Consider the following 24,659-nt stretch of genomic DNA (forward strand, 5'->3'; position numbering starts at 1 on the left):
TTTTTTCTGTGTTTATTTATTTTGAAAGTGTGATAGATATTTTTGCATTTCGTCAGACGGCACCATACCACCTCCTGTCGCCCATACTACATGGGTTGCCTGTTTTAATTTCTCAGCTGATAGTTGATGTAAAGCCAGATAATCAGGACTCGTCTGAACATAATATGGACCCATCATGCCTGCCACCGCTGAAGGCTCAAGCTGAATATTTTCAGTTTGATTTAAAAGCGCAATGAGTTCATACAAACGTTCATCATGAATAGTGTAATAACCATCAATTAGCTGTTGCATAGCACGCCCCACAAAACCTGAAGCACGACCTACTGCAAGCCCATCTGCGGCTGTAACGTTATCGATGCCAATGTCATTTACTGAAATCTGATCATGCAAACCAGTGTGTACACCAAGTAACATGCAAGGCGAATGGGTTGGTTCAGCAAAAATACAATGTACATGCTCACCAAAAGCCAGTTTTAACCCAAAACTCACTCCACCAGGGCCACCACCCACGCCACACGGCAAATAAACAAATAATGGGTGTTCAGCATCAACTTTAATCTGTTTTTGCTCAAATTGCTGTTTTAAGCGTATTCCTGCAACGGCATAGCCTAAAAATAATGTTTTCGAGTTTTCATCATCAATAAAAAAACAGTGTGGATCTTGCTCTGCTGCTTTTCTTCCCTCTTCAACCGCTACGCCATAATCACTGGCATATTCCACAACATTGACGCCCAGTGAACGTAGTTTGTCTTTCTTCCACTGTCTCGCATCGGCAGACATATGGACTGTGACTCTAAAACCCAGTTTGGCGCTCATAATGCCAATCGAAAGCCCTAGGTTGCCTGTAGAACCTACTGCAATTTGATACTTAGAAAAAAACGTTCGAAATGAATCTTGATCTAACTTACTGTAATCGTCTTCCAACTTGAGGAGCCCTGCCTCAATTGCCAATTTTTCGGCGTGAGCTAAGACTTCATAAATACCACCACGTGCTTTAATTGAACCAGAAATAGGGAGATGACTATCTTTTTTTAGCCAGAATGCTCCACTCAGTTGCACTTGTTCTGTTGCAGAAAGTGCTTGCTGCATTTTCGTAATTTCAACGATATCTGATTCAATTTTTCCATGTTGAGCTTGAGTCTCAGGAAACACTTTTGCTAAATAAGGTGCGAAACGCGCTAGCCTTGCTTCCGCGTCACTTACATCCTCTGCTGTGAGTCCAACTTTTTCTAAAGCTTCTGTTAAAGGATAGCGATGAGGTGTAAACCAAAATGTCTCTTGATAGGCTTGCAATGTCTCAATAAGTGGAAATTGTTGTTTTAACTGATCTAGTTGAACCGCATCCATAATCTATCCTGATATCAAAGTTTTAAGCCCAGCTTTTGAAGCTGCTTGATGCTCTATAACGACTTGTTAATTTATAATTGAATGTACATGAAAATAGACTGAACTTTAAAAAGAAACAAATAAAAAAGCCACTGTTTACAGTGGCTTTAATTTTTTAAATGCTTTTATACAAACTGTAAGAATAACCAGTACAAACCGCCTGACAAACAGATTGTTGCAGGAAGTGTAAATACCCATGCAGATAAAATTGTTTTAACTGTATTGAAGTTTAAGCCTGATCTATTCGCGACCATGGTACCTGCAACAGCACTATTTAAAACGTGTGTTGTTGAAACAGGCATACCTAAACCGTCAGCAGCTGCAATTGTACTCATTGCTACAAGCTCAGCAGACATCCCCTGACCATAAGTCATATGATGCTTACCAATACGCTCACCTACAGTCACAACAATACGTTTCCAGCCCACCATGGTGCCTAAGCCAAGTGCCAAAGCAACTGCTACTTTCACCCAAGTTGGAATGTATTGTAAGAATGAATCTAAGCTACTACGGTATTCTTTCACAAGTTTTTGTTGTGACTGATCCATTTTTGGTAATGCATTCGCTTTGTCCAAACGTTTAAACGAAGTGGTGCTTAAATACATGTCATTACGAATTTCACTAATCGCAGCTTCTGGAATGTCTTTTAAGTTGTTATAGCTAGAAACGCGCTCACCCAAATGATCAGTCATGCTTGCCAATGCAGGCACTACTTCTGGGGTTTGCTGTTTAGTTTGAATATATTTAGTCAAAATAACACGAGCTTTTTCATCGGTTAATTCTGGCTTATTTTGATTTAAAAATACGGCAGTTTGAGAAGAAAGCTGATGGAATGATTGAACTTGTTGTGTATCAAGATTTTTATTTAATGAATAAGCCAACGGCACCAGACCAACCAAAATCAGCATGATGAGACCCATACCTTTTTGACCGTCATTAGAACCATGTGCAAAACTTACACCTGTGCAGGTAAAGATTAAAATTGCACGAATGATTGCTGGTGGTGGTTTGTTACCTTCTGGTGGCTGAAATAATTCTAATTGGCGTTTAAAAACAGTTTTAACCAACAAGAATACAATCGCTGCAAAAGCAAAACCAATTAAAGGCGAAAATAATAAAGCCTTACCGACTTTAATCACCTGATCCATATCAACACCGCTGGTTGTTACGCCAGTCGATGCACTCAACAGATGGTTCATAATGCCCACACCCAAGATTGAACCAATCAAGGTATGAGAGCTAGAAGCAGGAATACCCAAGAACCAAGTACCCAAGTTCCAGAGAATCGCAGCAATAAGCAGCGCAAAAACCATTGCGAAACCTGCACCGCTACCCATGTTCATAATCAGTTCAACAGGCAACAATGCAATAATGCCGTAAGCGACTGCGCCGCTTGCAACCATTACCCCAAGAAAATTACAAAAACCTGCCCACATGACTGCAACTGGTGCAGGTAAAGCATTGGTGTAAATCACTGTTGCTACTGCATTTGCAGTATCGTGGAAGCCATTTACAAACTCAAAGCCTAAAGCAATCAAGAGTGCAGTAGATAAAAGAATAACCGAATAGAGACTCAAAGGTGGAACATGTGCTAAATCAGCACTCACCTGAAATCCAATATAAATAAGTGTCGCAACAATAATCGTCAAAAACACCGGCATAAAAAACTTAGGTGTTGGGACATGTACATTCGTCGATTTGACTTGCAGGTTTGCCGCAAGTTTTGAATCCGAAACAGGGGGTAGATTAGAATTCATGCAGACGGTAAGAGGATAGAAAAATCCTCTGTATTCTTAAATTAAATTATGACAATTATATGACAAAGCGGCGCCTGATGAAGTCAATTTTTCATATTTTGACCTCATTTGATGCACCTTTCCTCTATCCAATTTATTTTTTTATTAAAATACAATAATTTAAATCAATTTATAGATTCCTTATTTGTGACTATTTTTAAAGCAAAAATATATAAAAAATTAGCCGTATGATTATTTTTTAAACAGCTTAATTGTCATAAAACGGAATATTGCAGATGAAATATTTCAATATCATGATCATTTCATGAATATTTGATGAAAAAACAATCTCTATTTGTCATAAAAGCCGTTTTCCTAATGAATCTATTACAAGTGAATGACGGGTCGTTATAGCTCATCAATTGTGCAACTATTCTGTTACAATAGCGCCGCATTTTTAAATTTGTACAATATCGGGGTTTTCTATGTCTACGCTTGCCACCCTAAAAGCGCTTCTTGCCAAACGCATTCTGATTATTGATGGTGCGATGGGTACCATGATTCAACGCCATAAACTAGAAGAAGCCGACTACCGTGGTGAGCGTTTTGCCGATTGGGCACATGACTTAAAAGGTAACAATGACCTTCTTGTGCTAACTCAACCCGAAATCATCCAAAGTATTCATGAAGCTTATCTTGATGCGGGCGCAGACATTATTGAAACCAACAGCTTTAACGGCACGCGTGTTTCAATGTCTGATTACCACATGGAAGATCTTGTTCCAGAGATTAACCGTGAAGCAGCACGTTTAGCCAAAGCAGCTTGTGAAAAGTATTCAACTCCAGATAAACCACGTTTTGTAGCGGGTGTACTCGGTCCAACATCGCGTACTTGTTCAATTTCACCTAATGTAAATGACCCCGCATTTCGTAATATTACCTTTGATGAGCTAAAAGAAAACTATATTGAGGCAACTCATGCGCTCATTGAAGGCGGTGCAGATATCCTTCTGATTGAAACCGTTTTTGATACATTAAACTGTAAAGCTGCAATTTTTGCGGTGAAAGAAGTCTTTAAACAACTTGGTTATGAATTACCACTCATGATTTCGGGGACCATTACCGATGCCTCAGGCCGTACCTTAACAGGTCAAACTGCTGAAGCGTTCTGGAACTCTGTACGTCATGGTGACTTACTTTCAATTGGTTTCAACTGTGCCCTTGGTGCAGATGCAATGCGTCCTCACGTTAAAACCGTGTCTGATGTGGCGGATACATTCATTTCTGCCCATCCAAATGCAGGCTTACCAAATGCTTTTGGTGAATATGATGAAACACCAGAGCAAACTGCTGCTTTCTTAAAAGAATTTGCAGAAAGTGGTTTGATCAATATTACCGGCGGTTGCTGTGGTACGACACCAGATCATATTCGTGCGATTGCCAATGCTGTAAAAGACATTGCACCACGTCAAATTCCTGAAACTAAACCAGCTTGTCGCTTAAGTGGTTTAGAACCATTTAATATTTATGATGACTCATTGTTCGTTAACGTAGGTGAACGTACCAACGTTACTGGTTCAAAAAAATTCTTACGCTTAATTCGTGAAGAAAATTTTGCCGAAGCTTTAGAAGTTGCCCAGCAACAAGTCGAAGCTGGCGCACAGATTATCGACATTAACATGGATGAAGGGATGCTCGATTCGCAAAATGCGATGGTACATTTCTTAAACCTTGTGGCCTCTGAACCAGATATTTCACGTGTGCCAATCATGATTGACTCATCGAAATGGGAAATCATTGAAGCAGGCTTAAAATGCGTACAAGGTAAACCCGTTGTTAACTCGATTTCCTTAAAAGAAGGTTATGACGAGTTTGTCGAAAAAGCTCGCCTGTGTCGCCAATATGGTGCTGCGATTATTGTGATGGCCTTTGATGAAACAGGTCAGGCCGACACCGCTACACGTAAGCGTGAAATCTGTAAACGTTCTTATGACGTTTTAGTTAACGATGTTGGCTTCCCTGCTGAAGATATTATTTTTGACCCGAACGTGTTTGCAGTAGCAACAGGTATTGAAGAACACAATAACTATGGTGTCGATTTTATTGAAGCCACTGGTTGGATTAAACAAAACCTACCTCACGCCATGATTTCTGGTGGTGTATCGAACGTTTCGTTCTCGTTCCGTGGAAATGAGCCTGTTCGTGAAGCGATTCACTCTGTGTTCTTGTACCATGCCATTAAACAAGGCATGACCATGGGGATTGTAAATGCTGGTCAAATGGCAATTTATGACGATATTCCTAAAGAACTCAAAGATACAGTTGAAGATGTTGTTTTAAACCAGAACCAAGGTGAATCTGGTCAGCTTGCGACCGAAAAACTACTTGAAGTCGCTGAAAAGTTCCGTGGCCATAGTGGTGCTCAACGTGAAGCTGAAAACCTTGAATGGCGTAACGAACCTGTAGAAAAACGTCTTGAATATGCGTTGGTCAAAGGTATTACCACCTACATTGACGAAGATACAGAAGAAGCTCGCCTAAAAGCTAAACGTCCTTTAGATGTAATTGAAGGCGCTTTGATGGACGGCATGAACGTTGTTGGTGACTTGTTCGGTTCAGGCAAAATGTTCTTACCTCAGGTTGTGAAATCTGCACGTGTCATGAAGCAATCTGTAGCTTGGCTCAACCCGTACATTGAAGCTGAAAAAACAGGTAGCCAATCTAAAGGTAAAGTCCTGATGGCAACTGTTAAAGGCGACGTACACGATATTGGTAAAAATATTGTAGGTGTTGTGCTGGGTTGTAATGGTTACGATATTGTTGACCTTGGCGTGATGGTACCTTGCGAGAAAATCTTGCAAACTGCGATTGATGAAAAATGTGACATCATTGGGTTATCAGGTCTGATTACCCCATCTTTAGATGAAATGGTATTTGTTGCGAAAGAAATGCAACGTAAAGGTTTTAACATTCCTTTATTGATTGGTGGTGCAACAACATCAAAAGCACACACAGCAGTAAAAATTGACCCTCAATATCAAAACGATGCTGTGATTTATGTTGCCGATGCTTCACGTGCTGTAGGTGTTGCAACTACCCTGCTTTCAAAAGAAATGCGCGGAAAATTCATTGAAGAGCACCGCGCAGAATATGTCAAAATTCGTGAGCGCTTAGCCAACAAACAGCCTAAAGCTGCCAAACTGACTTATGCGGAATCTGTTAAAAACGGCTTTAAAATTGATGAGAGTTATGTTCCTGCAAAACCAAATCTTTTGGGAACACAGGTCTTAACCAATTATCCACTTGCAACACTTGTAGAATATTTTGACTGGACACCATTCTTCATTTCTTGGAGTTTGGCAGGTAAGTTCCCAAAAATTTTAGAAGATGAAGTGGTTGGTGAAGCCGCAACAGATTTGTACAACCAAGCTCAAGCAATGTTGAAAGATATTATCGACAACAACCTTTTTGATGCACGTGCTGTATTTGGTATGTTCCCTGCTCAGCGCACTGATGCTGACACGGTCAGCGTATTTGATCAAGCTGGCCAAAATGTTACGCATACTTTTGAGCACTTACGTCAACAATCTGACAAAGTAACAGGTAAACCGAACTTGTCTTTGGCAGATTACATTCGTACTGACCGTGAGCAACAGGATTACTTAGGCGGATTCACTGTATCGATTTTTGGTGCAGAAGAATTGGCAAATGAATACAAAGCTAAAGGTGATGACTACTCTGCAATTTTAGTTCAGTCACTAGCCGACCGTTTTGCTGAAGCCTTTGCAGAACATTTGCATGAACGCATTCGTAAAGAGTTCTGGGGTTATAAAGCTGATGAACAGCTCAGCAATGAAGAACTAATTAAAGAGAAATATGTCGGTATTCGCCCTGCACCAGGCTACCCTGCTTGCCCAGAACACTCTGAAAAAGCTGTGTTGTTTGACTGGTTAGGTTCTACAGATAAAATCGGCACCAAACTCACTGAACACTTTGCAATGATGCCGCCATCTTCGGTAAGTGGTTTCTATTACTCTCATCCACAAAGTGAATACTTTAACGTGGGTAAAATCTCTCAAGACCAACTTGAAGATTATGCAAAACGTAAAGGTTGGACACTTGATGAGGCAAAACGCTGGTTAGGGCCGAATTTAGATGATTCGATTGTCTGATTTAGAGTCCTTTTAATCTTCTCTACCCCCTCTTTAAAAATAGAAAATAGAGAGATGTCATGTGAGTAAATGAAATACATGACATCTCCTCTCTTTGAAAAAGGGAGGTTGAGAAGGATTAAATTGATATTCAAATAAAAAATATATAATTTATCTATTAAATATTTTTAGAAAACTTTCAAATGGCAATAATTAAAAAATTTGAGTTAGCAAGCTTAGAATCTATTTGTAATATTTTAGGTAATACAGAAAATGGATTAACAGGTAGTCAGATATCTAAATATTTATCCGAATGCGATATCTCTGACCCCCAACTTAATTCCACCAAACGGAAAAAATTGTATGATGCTCTAGAACAGAAACAAAATAATGATAGATGTTCAAATAATATAATCAGCTTTATTCAACATGTAATGAAACCATCAAGACACTTTGATAACCAAGAATGGTTTCTAGATATGCGTAAAAAGTTAAATTTTGTACTTTCATTTGAAGGTTTAGAATTAGAAGAAACAGGATTAATAAGACAAATAAAAGCTACAACCACCCTATCTGAAGCAGAAGCGCGAGCACAGCAATTAAGAAAAGCTCTTATGGATAGAAAAATTCATAATGATGTTCTTCATTTTTGTAAGGCTGAATTATTAGTTGATAATTATTTCCATGCCGTTTTTGAAGCTACAAAAAGTATTGCAGAGAAAATTAGAATGAAAACAAATTTGACATCTGATGGAGCCGAGTTAATAGATCAAGCATTTTCCTTCAAAGGTAAAATTCCTCATTTAGCGTTAAGTTATTTAAAAACTGAAAATGATGAAAGTGAGCAAAAAGGTTTTATGAATCTACTAAAAGGAGTTTTTGGTACTTTTAGGAATACTACTGCCCATGCTCCTAAGATTACATGGAATATTAATGAACAAGATGCTTTGGACATTTTATCAACTATTTCATTAATTCATAGAAAACTAGATAAAGCACTGGAGCCTAAAAAAATGTACGAAGGAAAATGATAATGCTGCCCAATCTCACACTCAATAACTAAGCTTATTACTGAACAATAGAAATTATAATAAAGTTAGGAGTTAGCCTTTGTCGACAAAACTGTAATCCTAAAATTTGCTTAAGGCATAATGTTTGCCATAGCTACTGTTCTGTATCGGCCATATTGTTACGTAAATCACGCGATGGAAGTTTTAAGCTATTGTTCTGCATCACAACTCTCTTATTTTTTAAATATTCTTTTAAGAGTCTTGGCATAATATCTGCCAGAGAATAACAATGCACGAAACATCATTATGAACACAACTCAACTTTTTCTCGGCGTAATCTTTAGCTCAATTGGACTCGGCTATTTTCTCTATGGAAAAAAGCAAAAAATGACTGTGCCTTTTTCTGTGGGTTTAGTTTTAATGATTTTTCCTTATTTTATTGAAAGTAATGTCTTGCTTAGTGGCATTGGTACTCTACTATCCGTTATTCCCTATTTTTTACGTTTTTAGAGTCATTTCTTAAATGGTTTGAATTTCCTCAACTCTTAAGTGATGCATCATCTCTCGAACAAATACAAAGTAGGTAAAAACATAAAGCTGATTTGGGGACACTTGGCTTGTGTAGTAGCTCAAATGCTCAATAAAATCCATTTACCTAGCACTTTTAGATTAAACAATCAGTGAATAAAAATCCCCCAATCTTTAAGATTAAGAGATTTCCTTTCGATACTATTTATATCAAACACACATGAACTTTACTTCAAATGTGACTTAATCTTCTCTTTAACTGCTTCAGTTGAAATACCATAGCGATCATGCAAAGTGGGTAATGCCCCTGCATCTAAAAATGCATCTGGCAAACCAATCATGTCAAAACGAGGATGTTGTCCATTTCTTAGAAGTAGTGAGCCGACAGCTTCCCCTAACCCACCAATGACTGAATGATTTTCGGCTGTTAAAACAGGTCGACCACCTTTTGCGACTTCATCCAAAATAGTTTGTTCATCTAAAGGTTTAATTGTAGGCACATGCAACACTGAAACCTCAATGCCCTCTTTTTCAAGCTCTTCGGCTGCCTCAAGCGCACGCATGGTCAATAAGCCAGTCGAAATAATGAGTAAGTCTTTACCCGGTTTAATCACCTGTGCTTTACCCAATTTAAACTGGTAATTGTATTTATCGAGCACTAATGGAACCTGCCCACGCAATAGACGCATATATACAGGGCCATTATGAGCGGCAATTTGAGGAATCGCTTGTTCGATTTCCAAGGCATCACATGGGTCAATGACCATCAAGTTCGGCATTGCACGGAAAATCGCAATATCATCGGTTGCCTGATGGCTGGGGCCATAGCCCGTGGTTAACCCTGGAAGTGCAGCCACAATTTTGACATTCAGATTATCTTCAGCAATCGCCATACAAATAAAGTCATAGGCACGGCGTGATGCAAACACTGCATAGGTAGTCGCAAAGGGAACAAACCCTTCACGGGCAAGCCCCGCTGCTGCGCTCATTAAAAGTTGTTCTGCCATGCCCATTTGGAAAAACTTGTCTGGGTTTTCTTTAGCAAAAATATGCAGGTCAGTATATTTTGATAAATCTGCTGACAAACCTACGATATCGTCACGCTCTTTTGCCAAAGCATTCAGTGCATGTCCAAATGGAGCTGGTTTGGTCGGTTGGCCCTCGGCAGCAATAGAAGCAATCATTGCCGAAGTGGTTAGTTTTTTCTTAGGAGGATTGGCTAACTGGCTCATGGTGTATTCCTTACTGTCCGTAGTGGGTCAAAATATTTAAAGCGTCATCCCATTCATGTTCATCAACACGAATGAAGTGTGTTTTTTCGCGGCTTTCCAAGAACGACACACCCTTACCCATTTTGGTGTCACAAATAATGACGCGTGGGCATGCCCCCTCATGGTTTCGTGCTTGATTGAATGCCTTAAGTAAAGCTTCCATGTCATTGCCATCTACGCGTTGGGTGTACCAACCGAATGACTGCCAACGGTCTACAATCGGTTCAAACGCTAAAATTTCGCTTGAGTGTCCATCTGCCTGCTGATTATTCACATCAATAATGGCAATTAGGTTATCTAGTTTCCAATGAGACGCAGACATCACGGCTTCCCATGTTGAGCCTTCATTTAACTCACCATCGGACAGTAAGTTATAGACAAAAGCATCCGACTTTTTCTGTTTCAACCCTAGACATGCACCGACTGCAATTCCAAGACCGTGCCCCAATGAACCACCTGTAATTTCCATGCCCGGTGTATATGAAGCCATACCCGACATTGGTAGACGACTGTCATCTGCTCCATAGGTTTCAAGTTCTTCAAGCGGGATAATTTTCGCTTCAATTAAGGCCGCATAAAGTGCAATTGCATAGTGCCCAATAGAGAGATAAAAACGGTCACGGCCTTCCCATTCAGGGTTTTCTGGCTGATATTTCATGGCATGAAAATAAGATACTGCCAGTAGATCTGCTGCACCCAAAGCTTGTCCGACATAGCCTTGACCTTGTACTTGTCCCATACGTAAAGCATGTTGGCGAATGTGGTAGGCACGTTGTTGCAACTCGGCAATTTGGCCTGATTTATCAATATTTAACATTGTCATTTACTATTCCTTATCAACGATTGACCAGTTTCGCCGGAACACGCAGAACCAGACTGGCACCGAAAATTAATACTGCTGTGATTAAGAACATGCCGATTGCATTTGAACCTGTGTTGGTGGTGACCCAACCAATTAAATAAGGTGAGCAGAAGCCTGCGAGATTGGCGAAGCTATTGACGGCTGCAATACCTGCCGCTGCAGAAACACCACCCAAGAAGTTGGTCGGTAACATCCAAAATAAAGAGGATGCAGTCAGCACACCTGAGGCTGCGATGCAAAGGCAAATTAAAGAGAGCGTTAGATTTGAAGCGAATAAAGTCGCAAGTGTGAGTGCTATAGCGCCTGCACACATCGGAATAATTAAGTGCCAACGGCGTTCTTGGAAATGGTCACCACTACGCCCGGCCAAAAGCATAACCACAATGGCGCACATATAAGGCAGGCTTGTAAGCAAACCGATATGCCAGTTATCACTAATGCCTGAGTTACGAATGAGAGTTGGCAACCAAAAGGTAATGGCGTATTGGCCCATCACTACACAAAAATAGATGCCTGCAAGTAACCATAAGCGCTTATCTGCGATGAACTCTTTAACGCTAGCATGACCTTCTTTGTGCTGGTTATCTTGAGCAAGCTCTTGCTTCACCAAGTTTTTTTCGTCTTGAGTTAACCAGTTGGCGTCTTGAACTGAATCTTTTAAAACAGCGAGTACCAATAGGCCAACAAACACAGTAGGAATGGCTTCAATGAGGAACATCCACTGCCAGCCGAACCAACCATGTACACCGCTCATTCGGTCCATGATTAAGCCTGAAAGCGGCCCACCAATCATTCCTGAAATTGGAATCGCGATAAACCAAAGTACGGTCATGCGTGCACGGCGGTAAGATGGGAACCAATAAGTGAGGTAGAGCAACAAGCCCGGTGCCAAACCAGCTTCTGCAACACCAAGTAAAAAACGCAAGGTGTAAAATTGCCATTCAGTTTCAACAAAGGCAAAACAGCCAGACAAAATGCCCCATGTAATCATAATACGAGCAATCCAACGTCTTGCACCTACCTTGTGAAGTACGATGTTACTTGGCACTTCACAAAGGAAATAACCAATAAAGAAAATCCCTGCACCTAACCCATATACAGCTTCACTAAACTGTAAATCGTTCATCATCTGGAGTTTGGCAAAACCAACATTCACTCGATCTAAATAGGCACAAAAATAACAAAGCATTAAAAATGGCATGAGCCGAAATGCAATTTTTCGATAGGCTGACTTACGAAGTGCCGTATCTACTTCAGATGAAAGTACTGTATCCATCATGCGAATCCCTTTACATTTGGCCACAGTATCCTCTTGTGACCATCATTCTATTTTTAGTTTTTAAATGGCGCGCGATTAATGAATCAGCATGCCACCATTTACATCAAGTGTTACGCCAGTTAAATAAGTTGATAGATCACTTGCCAAAAATAATGCTGCATTTGCAACGTCTTGTGCTTTGCCTAAACGTCCGAGTGGAATACCAGCAAGAATGTCATGGCGACGGTCATCATTCATTAAACCGCCTGTAATATCAGTATGGATTAGACCTGGAGTAAGTGAATTTACACGAATTTGGTCGGGACCAAACTCACGAGCCATCGCTTTTGCCAAACCTAAAACACCAGCTTTTGCAGCGCTATAATGCGGCCCGCCAAAAATACCACCACCGCGCTGTGCCGAAACTGAAGATAAGCACACAATGCTTCCACCGCCGTTTGCTTTCATCGATGGAATAACGGCTTGCGACATAATGAGTGTTCCGCGCAGGCTGACATCTAAAATACGGTCATAGTCATTGCGCTGAATATCGAGTGTTTTAACTGGCTGAGTAATGCCTGCATTGTTAATTAAAATATCAATCTTGCCGTAGTGCTGTAGTGCTTGTTCAACAGCTGCTTTGACCTGTTCTTCATTTGCAACGTTTGCAGCAAGACCTAAATGTCCTTCACCAAGTGCCTTTGCAGCGTTTTGGCTTTGAGCAAGATCTAAATCAACAATAATGACTTTGGCACCTTGTTGTGCAAAGATTTCTGCGGTTGCTCGCCCAATTCCACGTTCTGATGCTGCACCGGTAATTAATGCCACTTTTCCTTGTAGTAACATGTTCAATCCTCTTTTACGCTTTATTTCCTGAGTTCTGACTTAGAATCTCTTTTTTCACAAAGCCCAGCAATCAGCTCGAATTCAACAAGACATGAAAAAAATTCATGCCTATACTATTTTTAAATAAGTTTTAGGGATAAAAACGGATCATTTCATGGATAGCAGTGAAAACAATTTCAACCAGATGCCCTCAATTAAAACATTACAGGCTTTTGAACAAACTGCCCGTTTTGGCAATGTTGCCAAGGCAGCAGAAAATTTAAATCTCACGCCTTCGGCAGTGAGTCACCAAATTGCTAAGCTTGAAGAAATGATTGGGCAGAGTTTATTTATTCGTGGTGCCCGTGGTGTGACGCTTACCCCTTCTGGTGAACGCTATTTTCAAGACGTTACGACCATTTTGCATAACCTAATGTTAGCGACTGAAAAAGCTGCTGATAAAAGCCCGAAAGACAGTTTATATATTCACTCATCCCCAAGTTTTGGTTTGCTTTGGTTGCTTCCTCGCCTCGAATCATTTAAAGAAAAGTTCCCCATGATTCAGGTCAATTTGTCCTGCTCTTATGAAAATTTGCACTTTACCCGCGACAAGATCGACATTGATATTCGTCATGGTTTGCCCAACTGGACAGGCGTAGAAATCAGAACGATTCGTAATGAAAAGCTAGAAGTACTTGCGTCCCCCAAACTACTTGAACGCAGTCCAGTAAATAAACCTCAAGATTTATTAAAAAAAGAACTGATTTTATCGCGCTCAACGTTGGTCACTTGGCCGCAGTGGTTTGCCCATCAGGGTTTAAGCATTCCTGAGTTTCCCTACACTTTGAGTTTTGACCGCTCTTATATGTCACTTGAGGCAGCCACACACGGACTAGGTTTTGTTTTAGAAAGTAATTTACTCACTCAAAATTATTTGGAATCTGGAAAGTTAGTGAGAGTTTTTGCCGATGAACTATCAATTCCTATTTCTGCTCATCATTTGGTGTATCCACGAACACATCAATTTATTCCTAAAATTGAGCTATTTTTAAACTGGATTTATGATGAGTTAGCAGATTGAGAAAGTGATTTCTTAAATGATTTGTATTTGCTCAACTTTTAAGTGATGCATCATCTCTCGAACAAATACAAAGTAGGTAAAAACATAAAGCTGATCAGGGGCTACTTGGCTTGTGTAGTAGCTCAAACGCTCAATAAAATCATTAAATCCATGCTCAAGCTCAATACGGCTGATTTGCTTTTTAGCACTAAAAAATAACTCACTGAGTTGTGTCATGGCTGCATCAGACGTAACAGCTACACCACTTATATTTAAATTTCTGAGGGGCTTTGACTCGATGATTTCTTCAATGAAATAAATCATCTTTTCAATAGCAAGCTCATCAATAACACCATAGCTAATACTTTTTGAATCAACAAAACTCAAGCCCTGTTCGAGTTGAATATTTTGATTATCTATGTCAAATGACAAGCCATTAAGACCAAGAGAAAACTTTAAAACCGAGTCAGGATGAGTCATAAAAATTGCTTACTGTTGAATTTTGATAATAAGATTAATTTCTTTATAACTTTAAATTGAGCTAGTTTGTTCAATACTTAGAATTAACGGGCTAATCATCATTAACACTATATATAATAAAAAACTCTTTAAAAAGACGAAAATTCAACCTTATATTCATCCAATTCCATGATTAAAAAATAGAGTATAAACATGAAAAAATTAGTAATTTTAGGTGTTGCGATTTATAGCTTTGCACAACTTGCAAATGCAGCAACATTAAATGTAAAGCCATATGGCACAACTCAAGATGGTCAAAAAGTTGATCTATACACCATGAGCAATAACAAAGGAGTCTCTGTTTCTTTTATTAGCTTTGGTGGGGTAATTACACAGATTTTGACTCCCGATGCACAAGGTAAACAAAATAATATTGTTTTGGGTTTCGATGATCTAAAAGGCTATGAAGTCACTGATACCAAAGAAGGCATTCATTTTGGTGGGTTAATTGGTCGTTATGCGAACCGTATTGGTAATGCTAAATTTAGCTTAGATGGAAAAACGTATAATCTTGAAAAAAATAATGGACCGAATTCATTACATAGTGGTAATCCCGGTTTTGATAAACGTGTTTGGCAAGTTAAGCCCCTCGTTTCTAAAGGTGAAACCGTTAAAGCTTCTCTTAAGTTAACCAGTCCAAATGGTGATCAAGGTTTTCCCGGAAAGTTAGATGTGGAAGTAATCTACAGTCTTTCAGATCAAAATGAATTCCAGATTGAATATAAAGCCAAAACTGATCAACCGACAGTCGTCAATCTTACAAATCACAGTTATTTCAACTTGTCAGGAGCTGGGAACAACCCGTATGGCGTACTAGATCATGTGGTACAACTCAATGCAGACCGTATATTGGTAACCGATCAAAACTCTTTACCAACAGGTGAAATTGCTTCAGTTGCAGGTACACCTTTTGATTTTCGGACTCCTAAAGCAATTGTAAAAGATATTCGAGCGAATCATCAGCAATTGGCGTATGGATATGGCTATGATCAAACTTGGGTAATTAATCAAAAGTCTCAAGGGAAATTAAATCTTGCAGCTAATGTTGTTGACCCAAAATCTAAACGGACTATGCAAGTCCTAACCACTGAACCAAGCGTTCAAATGTATACGGCGAATCATTTATTAGGAAATATTGCTGGTGCAAACGGCGTACTTTATCGACAAGCAGATGCTCTAGCATTAGAGACACAGCATTTTCCAGACAGCCCCAATCAACCAACTTTCCCATCTACTCGTTTGAACCCAAATCAAACGTATAACAGTGTCACCGTATTTAAATTTGGTATTCAAAAATAGTCTTTTGAATTGGAATTATATTCATCTTAAAAAAGACTCTCAGTTTAATATGACTGAGAGTCTTTTCATTTATTTAACTTTTGTATTTGGTAAAAATGCGGTTGCGAAACCTAATAATGGTAACAATGAACACAATCCAAATACCCATTCAATGCCGTTAACATCGGCCAAATGCCCTAAGCCTGCTGCGGCAATACCACTTACCCCGAACATAAGACCAAACATTAAACCTGCAATCATACCGACACGGCCCGGAACAGCTTCTTGTGCGTAAACCACCATGGCAGCAAAAGCAGACGACAGTACTAAACCCGTGATAATTGACAAGACAGTTGTCCAAAATAAGTTTGCATACGGCATCATTAATGCAAACGGCGCCATGCCTACAAATGAAACCCAAATAACAGCTTTACGACCAATTTTGTCACCAATTGGGCCACCCGCAAATGTTCCTAAAGCGACAGCAGCCAAGAAAGCAAACAAATGCAATTGAGCAGTCTGGATACTGATATGGAACTTTTGAATTAAGTAAAAAGTAAAGTAGTTACTAATGCTGGCAATGTAGGTAAATTTAGCAAACATCAACACACTAATCGTGCTCAAAGCAATAATCAGCTTACGGCCATGTAATTTACTCTGTACTTGGTTTGCACGTGTAGCTACCTGATTTTTAGCATGACTCACCGTCCAGCGGCTTACACCAAATAAAACCCAAATGGCTAAAAGTGCAAATATGACTAAGCCTGCAACTGCATGCTGCCCAAATGGAACAATCAACAACGCTGCTAACAATGGACCAATGGCAGTACCTGTGTTTCCGCCCACCTGAAAAGTCGACTGCGCCGTACCAAAGCGCCCACCCGATGCCATTCGCGCCACCCGCGAAGCTTCAGGATGGAAAGTTGCAGAGCCTACTCCAATAAGCGCAGATGCACATAACAACACTGTAAAGCTTGGTGAAAATGCCAACAAGATGATGCCGCAGAATGTGACCATCATTCCGAGTGGGAGAAGATATGGTTTTGGATGTTTATCGGTATAAAGTCCAATCCAAGGCTGAAGCAGCGAACCTGTAATTTGATATACAAACGAAATCAGGCCAACTTGAGCAAAACTCAGCGAAAAGTTTGCTTTTAGCATTGGATAAATAGCTGGTAGCACGGCTTGAATCAAATCATTCAGTAAGTGTGCAACCGCCACGGCGCCTACAATTTTAATAATCATTCCTTGCGGCTGATCATTTGCAACGGTATTGGCAATACCATCTTTCAATTGTATTGAAGACGTCATACCTGAAAAACTCCAATATTCTAAGTAAGGTGCTTATTGTAAATTGTCGCTTATAAAGTTATCTTCCAATAATCATTGTATAAGTGACAATTTTTAGGATGGATTATGTCCGATTCTCTTATTCAGTCTGATTTATCTGAACTTGTGATTGGGCTATCTTCCGAGCATGCTTACCGAGAAATCACGCCGACTCATACGCATACACGTGCGCAGTTTTTATATGCGTCCACTGGGAACATTCAGGTATTTACACCGAATAATGTCTGGATTGTGCCACCCATGTGTGCGTTATGGATTCCTGCTCATGTCGAGCACAGTGTGATTTCTCTCAGTCACGTTAAATTAAATACCGCTTTGGTTGAAATAAATGCAGCTGCTTTAATGGGGCAACATTGCTTTATTATTCGAGTGAGCAATCTTTTGCATGAGCTTTTGATTCGTTTAAACGAAATTGAACGAGAGGAATCACCCAATATTACGACCTCTCAAGAGCTTTCGCGTTCTTTGCAAATTCTGATTTTTGAAGAAATTCATCGAGCCAATTTGTTGCCTATCCAGATTCCATGGCCAAAAGACAAACGACTATTAAAAATTTGCCAAGCGTTATTACACGCTCCGAATCAATCAAAAGATTTAACAGATTGGGCAGATGATATTGGTGCGAGTTCGAGAACTTTAATGCGCATGTTCCAAAAAGAAACTGGGCTGTCTTATCGGGCATGGGTCCAGCAAATGCATATTGCACTTGCCTTGAGTAAAATCGCGAATGGTGAATCTATTGCTCAAATTTCTGAATCACTGGGGTATACCAACCCCAGCGCATTCAGTGCAATGTTTAAACGACACCTAGGAAAAACACCTCAGCAGTTTAGAAGTGTTGCGATGTCGTTATAAGTCTTTTTTTTTGCAGGTAGGTCATGCTTTTCGAGCAAATCATCAAAATCGTGGTAGACATGAAGCTCACGATCTTTACCTGTTCTCGCATGATCTAATCGCTGTTCAGGATCGACCAAAACAAGGGTATGACCATCATCAATTAGACGATCTACGCCTTCTAAAAACATGCGCTTACCCACCTCATGGATAAGTGAAATCTGGGTTAAATCAATGACAATTGTGCTTTGATCAGTTGTCTCATCTTGTAAAATGCGCAACAACATTTCAGCTTCGGTAAATTTCAATACGCCGCGAAGCACATACACACTTAATGAAGCATCTTTTCCTGTACGGTAATGGCTTTGTACAATGGTTTGTGCTGAAGGTGTACCTTCCATGAGATGTAATCCCATGTCACGAGATAAACGCTCTAAAATATCGATGCCTCGAATACTATGACCATGCTCATCTAAACGAGGAGAGAAAGCAGCAATACTGACCTGACCCGGCAGCACACCTAAAATACCCCCTGCTACACCACTTTTAGCAGGAATGCCAACAGTTGAAAGCCAGTCACCTGCGGCATCATACATGCCACAGCTCATCATGACACTGAGCACTTGTCTAACCACAGATCGGTTTAACAAACGCTTTCCAGTTTTAGGGTCAACCCCACCGTTGGCAAGCACACTACCCATACGGACCAAATCTTTAACCGTAACCATGATCGCACATTGGCGAATGTAACCATTCACAATATCGACTGGATCGGTTTCTAAAATTCCTACTGTTCGCAACATATAGCCGATCGAAAGATTACGATAGGCTGTTTTGACTTCCGAATCATAAACTGACTCATCAAAACTTAATTCACGTCCTGCAAGTTCGCTCATAAAACGGCGTAAAATTTCTGCGCTATGTAAACCATGTTTGACCTGAATCAAGGAATGTACAGTAATTGCGCCAGAGTTGATCATCGGGTTTTTAGGACGACCATCTTTCCCCAATGAAATTTCATTGAAAGCTTCCCCTGAAGGTTCCACTCCTACCTTATTGAGCACCGCATCAATGCCAAGCTGTTGTAAAACATAGGCATATACAAATGGTTTAGAAATCGACTGGATGGTGAATTCAGTATCATCATCTCCAATCGAATAAATTTCGCCATCTACCGTAGACATGGCTAAAGCTAATCGATCTGGATTTGCATTTGCTAACTCTGGAATATAGTCAGCTAGATGCCCGCTATTATCTACCTCACAGGCTTCTATCACATTTGCCAAATAATCTGGGAGAGGGGTTTTCATGGTGAGTAACCTTAAATGAGGAGATTTACACTTTCGAGCATTTTTTCAGCACAATCCGCTGATAATATTAAAATTATAATTTTTGAGTGAAATAAAAATCACGATATAAGTATTGTAATTCCGATGGCTTATTTATTTCAACCTCATTATACGTTTTTCAAAACTTTAAATAGAATATTAGATTAATCTTTCTACAAATAGAACACCATTTAAATGATCGACTTCATGTTGAACAATACGGGCAGGAAAACCGTGAAAAATCGTTTCAACGACTTCACCCTGAAGTGTTGAATATTTAACCTTGACCATTTCTGCACGTTCAACTTGTCCGCGTTCATCCGGCACGCTTAAGCAGCCTTCTTCACCCAAAAGCGTTTCATTCGAAAATTCTAAAATTTCAGGATTCACCATCACCACAGCTTCCATTTCAGGAGCATCCGGATAGCGTAGGTTCGGTCGAGATGCCACAATAATGACTCGTTTAGAGATATAAACTTGCGGTGCAGCAATTCCTACGCCATTACGCTCAAGCATTGTCGCATGCATAGCATCAGCAAGCTGATAAAGCCAATTACTGTTTAACTCATTTGTCGAAACGGAAGCCGCAATGAGTTTTAAAATATCTTCACCACGCTTTGCGACAGGTAAAACTACACTCATCCTTTGAATCTCTCATTTAACTGGCTATGACAAGTTTTATTGTGTCGCTGAACGGTTCAAAAGAAAAGTCATTCCTACATCTGTTTTTGTATCATCTAATGCGTTTTTTGTTTTAAAGCATTTTTATTTGAGTGATGAAATCTACACCTCTTAATAGAACAAATTTCCTCCATTTACTTTTACTTCACTTTTCCATTAATATCCAAACTTCAATTACAACAACTAAGTAAAAAAATGGATCAGGACTTAACTTTGCAGGATGCGAACTATCTTAATAAAGAAGATAAACGAACCCTTGCCCTTTCTTCACTGGGCGGCGCTTTAGAATTTTACGATTTCGTGATTTATGTGTTTTACGCCAAAATCATTTCCGACCTCTTTTTCCCCAGCACGCTTAGCCCATTTTGGGCCATGCTGAACACTTACGGTATTTTCGCAGCAGGTTACTTTTTTCGTCCTTTAGGCGGAGTTGTAATGGCCCATTTTGGTGATCTGGTCGGGCGTAAAAAACTGTTTTCGCTTTCTATTTTCCTGATGGCACTGCCTACCCTATTTATCGGGATATTGCCAACCTTTGAAAATATTGGGTATTTGGCACCGCTACTTTTATTGCTCATGCGTGTGGTGCAAGGTATTGCGATTGGAGGTGAAATTCCAGCCGCGTGGACCTTTGTGTCTGAACACGTACCTGAAAGAAAAATCGGACTGGCAAATGGTTTACTCACTGCCGGACTATCTTTAGGAATTTTATTAGGTGCACTCATGTCTCTATGGATTTCACTGAATTTTAGTGAAGGACAAATCCATGACTGGGCGTGGCGTATTCCTTTCATTGCAGGTGGTATTTTTGGTCTAGTCGCACTTTATTTACGAACTTATTTAAAAGAAACACCTGTGTTTAAAGCCATGCAGTCACGTAAAGAAATTTCAAAAGAAATGCCAGTGAAGCAAGTGTTAAAAACGCATAAAACAGCCGTTGTGATTGGCATGCTATTTACATGGTTTTTAACAGGCTGTGTGGTGGTGGTTATTTTAGCCATGCCCAATTTATTGATTGGTTCATTTGGTTTTGAACGCGCGCAGACTTTTGAAATGCAAAGCGCCGCCATTATTATGCAAATGGTCGGTTGTATTTTGGCAGGCTATTTTGCTGACCGTTTTGGTTGCGGTAAAGTCATGATGGTCGGTGCACTTGCTGTAGCACTCACAGCAGCAGTTTTTTATAACAGTTTAGGTCACGCCGCACATTCAACTATTTTTGGTTTATATATGTTGTTGGGTCTATGCTCTGGTACTGTCGGCATGGTGTCGAGCAGTATGGTCAAGATGTTCCCCGCACCTGTTCGCTTCTCAGGCATTTCATTTTCTTATAATTTATCGTATGCAATTGTGGGTGGTTTGACACTGCCTTTAGTACATTGGCTCAGTCAATATAGTGATATTGGTGCGATGTATTATATTTTCGCGCTGACTATTCTAGCCTTTATGACCGCATTTGTATTTTGGAATAAGTTTGAAAAAAACAGATATTAAAAGCTTTAAATTATTAAATAAAAAACCACGCCGATCGCGTGGTTTTTTATTGCTGCTTACGTTAGAAAGTAAACCCGATATTAAAGTTAATGCGGTATAGCCATTTATCACTGTTTAGCGAAGTGGCCGAGGTATAACCTGTTGAGTTGGTCGAGCCACCAATAATGTTGGAGTTTTTACCCCACGTATAATCTGCCCAAACCATAAATGGTGAAGCAATAAACATCATACCTGTGGTGTTCATTTGCGAATCTGACCAATCATCACGTTTTTTATCCAGATAACTATAGTCATTATAAAACTTAATGGATTTTAACTTACCCATGTTGGTCACAGGCAACGTATAGGCAAGGTTTAAACTGGCAATCGTTCCTTCTGAAGCAATGAAATAAGCTGGCGTAAGTCCGTTCGCCCCCATTAAAGTCATATCACTATTTACACCATCCGGATTTTTAGCATCGTATTGATAATGAATGACCGAGCTTTGTAAATTAAAGCGTTTGTAGTTGTTTTCGGTATGCAAACCGACTGCATAATATTTGCCGTCTTTATCTGTAATATCATTATGTAGCTGGGCAATTGCACCCGATACACCAAACTCTTGCTTACCGAAATCAGTTTCTAACTTGCGAACAATGCGGGTATTCACCTGATTGCGCTTTTCATTTTGATAAGCTTTTTGAGATGGAAATGCATTTCCTGCCAAGTCATCATAAGTTGCACTCTCTGGTGAATAACGCAAATTTGTCTCTAACATTTGCGGGTAATAACCGAGTTTTAAATCCCAGTCTTTGTCGTGATAATTCCAGTTAATCCCAGGTGCAATATTGTTTCCATAGCCTAAAAAGAATGGAATGTGGTAAGTCCAGCCATTTTGCGGATAGGGATAAATCGTAAATGGTTTATAAACCAGACCTGCTTCAATGCTGTTATTGGCATCTAAGTTATAGCCAACATATGCTTTTTCAATGGACGTTTTCTGTTGGTCTTGAAACATATAACTGGCATTGATGTAGGCATCATCAAACTTACCTTTTAGATCTACCCTGAAAATATCAAAATGGAGCTTACCAAAACCACGGTTCGGCCCTTCCCAATCTTCATAGCGCTGATTTAACCGAACCACCCCACCTAACTTTAATGAGTCGGTGCCATCATCACTTTTCCATTCAAGTAATGAATCTTTTGCAAATGCATTGACGCTTACCCCCAGCGTAAGCGGTGCAATGAATGCCATGATCAATGAAGTCTTTTTCATCTCTACATCCTTGATTGAGTTCCAGCGTCCTGCTGGAACTTTATTTGTTTTACCTGTAAAACTTAGTTTTTATTGCTTTTTAGACAAAAAAAATTATCTAAAAAAAGGATGGCTTAGCAGCTCCCATCGCATATGTACTAAACCATCCAAACTGGTTAATACAGTTTTTTTTGCGGTGGGCCCGCGAAGTTTAATGGTCCAATCGAGTTCATATCGAGCTCGATTACAGTTGGTCCTTCAAAAGCGACAGCCTCTTGAATAACCGTTTTAAATTCATCTGCACTACCGACTTTCCAGCTCTTCACACCCATTGATTCGCCAAGAAGTTTGTAGTCTGGTGTATGCAATTCATTGAAATACTGACGACCACCAAAGTAGTTATTTTGAATGCCACGCATTACGCCATAACCACCGTCATTCATAATCATTAAGACCATGTTGGTGTTTTCTTGCACCATAGTTGCAATTTCACCAATGCCCAGCATTAAGCCGCCATCGCCGACTAAACCAATTACTTTCTTGTCAGGGTTAGCTACCGAGGCACCGATTGCTGTTGCAAGACCTAAACCAATTGCACCCGCGAGTGAGTGGATATTTTGGTTTGGTGCTTGTACAGGGAATAAACGACTGCCCCATGTGCTACCCGACATGGTGATGTCACGTACAAAAATGCCATCTTGCGGTAAAGCTGTACGTAAGTGATCACAAATTAAAGCATATTGGTCGATTTGCTTACGCAGTGCATCAATTGCAGCTTGTTTAGCAGCCACTACAGCGGCATCGTAATCGGCATCAACTTTTGAAGTCCCTTGAAGCTGTTCTAACACACGTGTTAAGACATCTTTGGCATCACCACAAATGAAGTTACGGATTTTGTAATTACGTTGTTGAGCCATTGGGTTTGCATCTACCTGAACAATATTTTCAGGGAACTCAACCGAATAGGTTTTAGTTTCATTACTACGTAAACGAGAACCCAATACAACCATTAAGTCAGCATCTTTTAATAACTGCTCAACCGCCGCCGAGTTATGGAATGCACCTAAGCTACGCGGATGATCATCTGCCAACACCCCACGAGCGTGGGTCGATGACACCACCGGAATACCTAAATCTGCAATTGCTTTGACTTCGGCAACGCTATTTAAAGTTCCACCGCCAATCCAGAAAATTGGGCGTTTTGCTTTTTTGATTTCACTCACAAGAAAATCAATTTCAGCTTGCTCTGCCTGTGGCAACTCAAGTGCTTTCACTGGCCCAAGATTAAGTGGCAAATCAATTTCTGCGGCTTGCACATCAATTGGTAGTTCAATACTTACCGGTCCCATTGGAACTGTAGTTGCGACACGAATAGCTTCACGAATCACACCAACAGCATTGTCTGGACTGGTAATGCGAAATGCTGCTTTGCTTGATGCACGCAAGAATGTAAGTTGGTCTTTAGTTTCATGAATAAAACTCGCATCACGGTCAAGATATTCACGCTCAACTTGACCCGTTAAATGCAATACAGGGCTACCCGCATTCATTGCTTCAATCAGTGAACCTACCGCATTACCTGCCCCAGCACCCGTACTGGTTAACGCTACACCTAGGCCTTTAAAACGCGAGTGTGCATCTGCCATAGTGACTGCACCCGCTTCACCGCGTGCTGCAACAAAGCGCATTTTTTCACGGCGCCCTACTGCATCTGCAATAGGTAAATTGTGGATGGAAATAACACCATAAATACTATCAACTTGGTGCGCTTCTAATACTCTTGCGATTGCTTCGCCTACATTTACACGTTCAGTCATGTCTGTTCCTCAAAATTTGTTTCAGTCCTTGAAT

19 protein-coding genes and 2 pseudogenes are annotated in these 24,659 nt (G+C 40.1%); 7 read left to right on the forward strand and 14 right to left on the reverse strand.

Annotated features, from left to right (window positions below; all coding sequences use genetic code 11):
- Positions 1–12: 12 nt before the first annotated feature.
- Both FY048_RS13515 and FY048_RS13520 read right to left on the reverse strand, forming a co-directional pair.
- Positions 13–1,347: a D-serine ammonia-lyase gene (locus tag FY048_RS13515; RefSeq protein ID WP_446091483.1), complete on the reverse strand. Its 1,335-nt coding sequence runs from the start codon at positions 1,345–1,347 to the stop codon at positions 13–15.
- A gap of 164 nt (positions 1,348–1,511) precedes the next feature.
- Positions 1,512–3,143, reverse strand: coding sequence for an inorganic phosphate transporter (locus tag FY048_RS13520; RefSeq protein ID WP_446091484.1), 1,632 nt, complete (start codon positions 3,141–3,143; stop codon positions 1,512–1,514).
- Positions 3,144–3,607: 464 nt separating this feature from the next.
- Between FY048_RS13520 and metH the strand changes: the two genes are divergently transcribed.
- Positions 3,608–7,294 carry a methionine synthase gene (metH, locus tag FY048_RS13525; protein WP_446091485.1) on the forward strand — a complete coding sequence of 1,229 codons (3,687 nt, stop codon included), beginning with the start codon at positions 3,608–3,610 and terminating at the stop codon, positions 7,292–7,294.
- A gap of 182 nt (positions 7,295–7,476) precedes the next feature.
- On the forward strand, positions 7,477–8,304 hold the full coding sequence (locus FY048_RS13530; RefSeq protein ID WP_016138940.1) for a TIGR02391 family protein: 828 nt from the start codon (positions 7,477–7,479) through the stop codon (positions 8,302–8,304).
- Here the strand turns inward: FY048_RS13530 and FY048_RS13535 are convergent.
- Positions 8,304–8,506, reverse strand: a pseudogene (locus FY048_RS13535) (DUF559 domain-containing protein); the annotation flags it as partial. The gene FY048_RS13530 and the pseudogene FY048_RS13535 overlap by 1 nt on opposite strands.
- A gap of 83 nt (positions 8,507–8,589) precedes the next feature.
- Between FY048_RS13535 and FY048_RS13540 the strand changes: the two are divergent.
- The gene (locus tag FY048_RS13540; RefSeq protein ID WP_016138941.1) at positions 8,590–8,793 is read left to right on the forward strand and encodes a hypothetical protein; all 204 of its coding nucleotides are present in this window, start codon (positions 8,590–8,592) and stop codon (positions 8,791–8,793) included.
- A 9-nt stretch (positions 8,794–8,802) separates the two neighbouring features.
- Here FY048_RS13540 and FY048_RS13545 read toward each other — a convergent pair.
- From FY048_RS13545 to FY048_RS13565, 5 genes and pseudogenes are all read right to left on the reverse strand, one after another.
- Positions 8,803–8,928: pseudogene (locus tag FY048_RS13545) on the reverse strand (hypothetical protein); the annotation flags it as partial.
- 110 nt (positions 8,929–9,038) lie between these two features.
- Positions 9,039–10,043: a transketolase family protein gene (locus FY048_RS13550; RefSeq protein ID WP_000080243.1), complete on the reverse strand. Its 1,005-nt coding sequence runs from the start codon at positions 10,041–10,043 to the stop codon at positions 9,039–9,041.
- Positions 10,044–10,053: 10 nt separating this feature from the next.
- Positions 10,054–10,899 (reverse strand): transketolase, encoded by an 846-nt coding sequence (locus FY048_RS13555; RefSeq protein ID WP_080645743.1) that lies wholly within the window; start codon positions 10,897–10,899, stop codon positions 10,054–10,056.
- A 19-nt stretch (positions 10,900–10,918) separates the two neighbouring features.
- Positions 10,919–12,220, reverse strand: coding sequence for an MFS transporter (locus tag FY048_RS13560; protein ID WP_446091555.1), 1,302 nt, complete (start codon positions 12,218–12,220; stop codon positions 10,919–10,921).
- A 78-nt stretch (positions 12,221–12,298) separates the two neighbouring features.
- Positions 12,299–13,048, reverse strand: coding sequence for an SDR family NAD(P)-dependent oxidoreductase (locus tag FY048_RS13565; RefSeq protein ID WP_252609727.1), 750 nt, complete (start codon positions 13,046–13,048; stop codon positions 12,299–12,301).
- Between the two features lie 184 nt (positions 13,049–13,232).
- On the opposite strand from FY048_RS13565, the gene FY048_RS13570 reads away from it, so the two are divergent.
- Positions 13,233–14,108, forward strand: a complete 876-nt coding sequence (locus tag FY048_RS13570; RefSeq protein WP_446091556.1) for a LysR substrate-binding domain-containing protein — start codon at positions 13,233–13,235, stop codon at positions 14,106–14,108.
- A gap of 12 nt (positions 14,109–14,120) precedes the next feature.
- Here FY048_RS13570 and FY048_RS13575 read toward each other — a convergent pair whose 3' ends face one another.
- Positions 14,121–14,567, reverse strand: a complete 447-nt coding sequence (locus FY048_RS13575) for a hypothetical protein (protein WP_446091486.1) — start codon at positions 14,565–14,567, stop codon at positions 14,121–14,123.
- A 192-nt stretch (positions 14,568–14,759) separates the two neighbouring features.
- Here FY048_RS13575 and FY048_RS13580 point away from each other — a divergent pair, with 192 nt between their 5' ends.
- Entirely contained in the window at positions 14,760–15,905 is a 1,146-nt protein-coding gene (locus FY048_RS13580; protein ID WP_446091487.1) for an aldose epimerase family protein, read from the forward strand.
- A gap of 69 nt (positions 15,906–15,974) precedes the next feature.
- On the opposite strand, the gene FY048_RS13585 is transcribed toward FY048_RS13580, so the two are convergent.
- A complete protein-coding gene (locus FY048_RS13585) occupies positions 15,975–17,195 on the reverse strand; it encodes an MFS transporter (protein WP_446091488.1) in 1,221 nt (406 codons plus the stop codon).
- Between the two features lie 105 nt (positions 17,196–17,300).
- Between FY048_RS13585 and FY048_RS13590 the strand changes: the two genes are divergently transcribed.
- Positions 17,301–18,089, forward strand: a complete 789-nt coding sequence (locus FY048_RS13590; protein ID WP_446091489.1) for an AraC family transcriptional regulator — start codon at positions 17,301–17,303, stop codon at positions 18,087–18,089.
- Here FY048_RS13590 and FY048_RS13595 read toward each other — a convergent pair.
- Positions 18,056–19,378 (reverse strand): glutaminase, encoded by a 1,323-nt coding sequence (locus tag FY048_RS13595; RefSeq protein WP_016138950.1) that lies wholly within the window; start codon positions 19,376–19,378, stop codon positions 18,056–18,058. The two genes, FY048_RS13590 and FY048_RS13595, sit on opposite strands and share 34 nt — an antisense overlap.
- 177 nt (positions 19,379–19,555) lie before the next feature.
- The gene (gene def, locus FY048_RS13600) at positions 19,556–20,038 is read right to left on the reverse strand and encodes a peptide deformylase (protein ID WP_446091490.1); all 483 of its coding nucleotides are present in this window, start codon (positions 20,036–20,038) and stop codon (positions 19,556–19,558) included.
- A 234-nt stretch (positions 20,039–20,272) separates the two neighbouring features.
- Here def and FY048_RS13605 point away from each other — a divergent pair, with 234 nt between their 5' ends.
- Positions 20,273–21,571 (forward strand): MFS transporter, encoded by a 1,299-nt coding sequence (locus FY048_RS13605; RefSeq protein WP_446091491.1) that lies wholly within the window; start codon positions 20,273–20,275, stop codon positions 21,569–21,571.
- Between the two features lie 61 nt (positions 21,572–21,632).
- Here the strand turns inward: FY048_RS13605 and FY048_RS13610 are convergent, their stop codons facing one another.
- Together FY048_RS13610 and FY048_RS13615 are read right to left on the reverse strand one after the other, a co-directional pair.
- Positions 21,633–22,829, reverse strand: coding sequence for a hypothetical protein (locus FY048_RS13610; protein WP_446091492.1), 1,197 nt, complete (start codon positions 22,827–22,829; stop codon positions 21,633–21,635).
- A gap of 155 nt (positions 22,830–22,984) precedes the next feature.
- Positions 22,985–24,625 (reverse strand): thiamine pyrophosphate-binding protein, encoded by a 1,641-nt coding sequence (locus tag FY048_RS13615; RefSeq protein WP_446091493.1) that lies wholly within the window; start codon positions 24,623–24,625, stop codon positions 22,985–22,987.
- Positions 24,626–24,659 lie beyond the last annotated feature (34 nt).

The organism is Acinetobacter sp. 1124_18A (genome assembly GCF_052824995.1).

Excerpts from the sequence above, each read along its gene's own strand:
- FY048_RS13515 (WP_446091483.1), bottom strand. The coding sequence starts at position 1,347 with ATGGATGCGGTTCAACTAGATCAGTTAAAACAACAATTTCCACTTATT.
- FY048_RS13520 (WP_446091484.1), bottom strand. The coding sequence starts at position 3,143 with ATGAATTCTAATCTACCCCCTGTTTCGGATTCAAAACTTGCGGCAAAC.
- metH (WP_446091485.1), top strand. The coding sequence starts at position 3,608 with ATGTCTACGCTTGCCACCCTAAAAGCGCTTCTTGCCAAACGCATTCTG.
- FY048_RS13530 (WP_016138940.1), top strand. The coding sequence starts at position 7,477 with ATGGCAATAATTAAAAAATTTGAGTTAGCAAGCTTAGAATCTATTTGT.
- FY048_RS13540 (WP_016138941.1), top strand. The coding sequence starts at position 8,590 with ATGAACACAACTCAACTTTTTCTCGGCGTAATCTTTAGCTCAATTGGA.
- FY048_RS13550 (WP_000080243.1), bottom strand. The coding sequence starts at position 10,043 with ATGAGCCAGTTAGCCAATCCTCCTAAGAAAAAACTAACCACTTCGGCA.
- FY048_RS13555 (WP_080645743.1), bottom strand. The coding sequence starts at position 10,899 with ATGTTAAATATTGATAAATCAGGCCAAATTGCCGAGTTGCAACAACGT.
- FY048_RS13560 (WP_446091555.1), bottom strand. The coding sequence starts at position 12,220 with ATGGATACAGTACTTTCATCTGAAGTAGATACGGCACTTCGTAAGTCA.
- FY048_RS13565 (WP_252609727.1), bottom strand. The coding sequence starts at position 13,048 with ATGTTACTACAAGGAAAAGTGGCATTAATTACCGGTGCAGCATCAGAA.
- FY048_RS13570 (WP_446091556.1), top strand. The coding sequence starts at position 13,233 with ATGCCCTCAATTAAAACATTACAGGCTTTTGAACAAACTGCCCGTTTT.
- FY048_RS13575 (WP_446091486.1), bottom strand. The coding sequence starts at position 14,567 with ATGACTCATCCTGACTCGGTTTTAAAGTTTTCTCTTGGTCTTAATGGC.
- FY048_RS13580 (WP_446091487.1), top strand. The coding sequence starts at position 14,760 with ATGAAAAAATTAGTAATTTTAGGTGTTGCGATTTATAGCTTTGCACAA.
- FY048_RS13585 (WP_446091488.1), bottom strand. The coding sequence starts at position 17,195 with ATGACGTCTTCAATACAATTGAAAGATGGTATTGCCAATACCGTTGCA.
- FY048_RS13590 (WP_446091489.1), top strand. The coding sequence starts at position 17,301 with ATGTCCGATTCTCTTATTCAGTCTGATTTATCTGAACTTGTGATTGGG.
- FY048_RS13595 (WP_016138950.1), bottom strand. The coding sequence starts at position 19,378 with ATGAAAACCCCTCTCCCAGATTATTTGGCAAATGTGATAGAAGCCTGT.
- def (WP_446091490.1), bottom strand. The coding sequence starts at position 20,038 with ATGAGTGTAGTTTTACCTGTCGCAAAGCGTGGTGAAGATATTTTAAAA.
- FY048_RS13605 (WP_446091491.1), top strand. The coding sequence starts at position 20,273 with ATGGATCAGGACTTAACTTTGCAGGATGCGAACTATCTTAATAAAGAA.
- FY048_RS13610 (WP_446091492.1), bottom strand. The coding sequence starts at position 22,829 with ATGAAAAAGACTTCATTGATCATGGCATTCATTGCACCGCTTACGCTG.
- FY048_RS13615 (WP_446091493.1), bottom strand. The coding sequence starts at position 24,625 with ATGACTGAACGTGTAAATGTAGGCGAAGCAATCGCAAGAGTATTAGAA.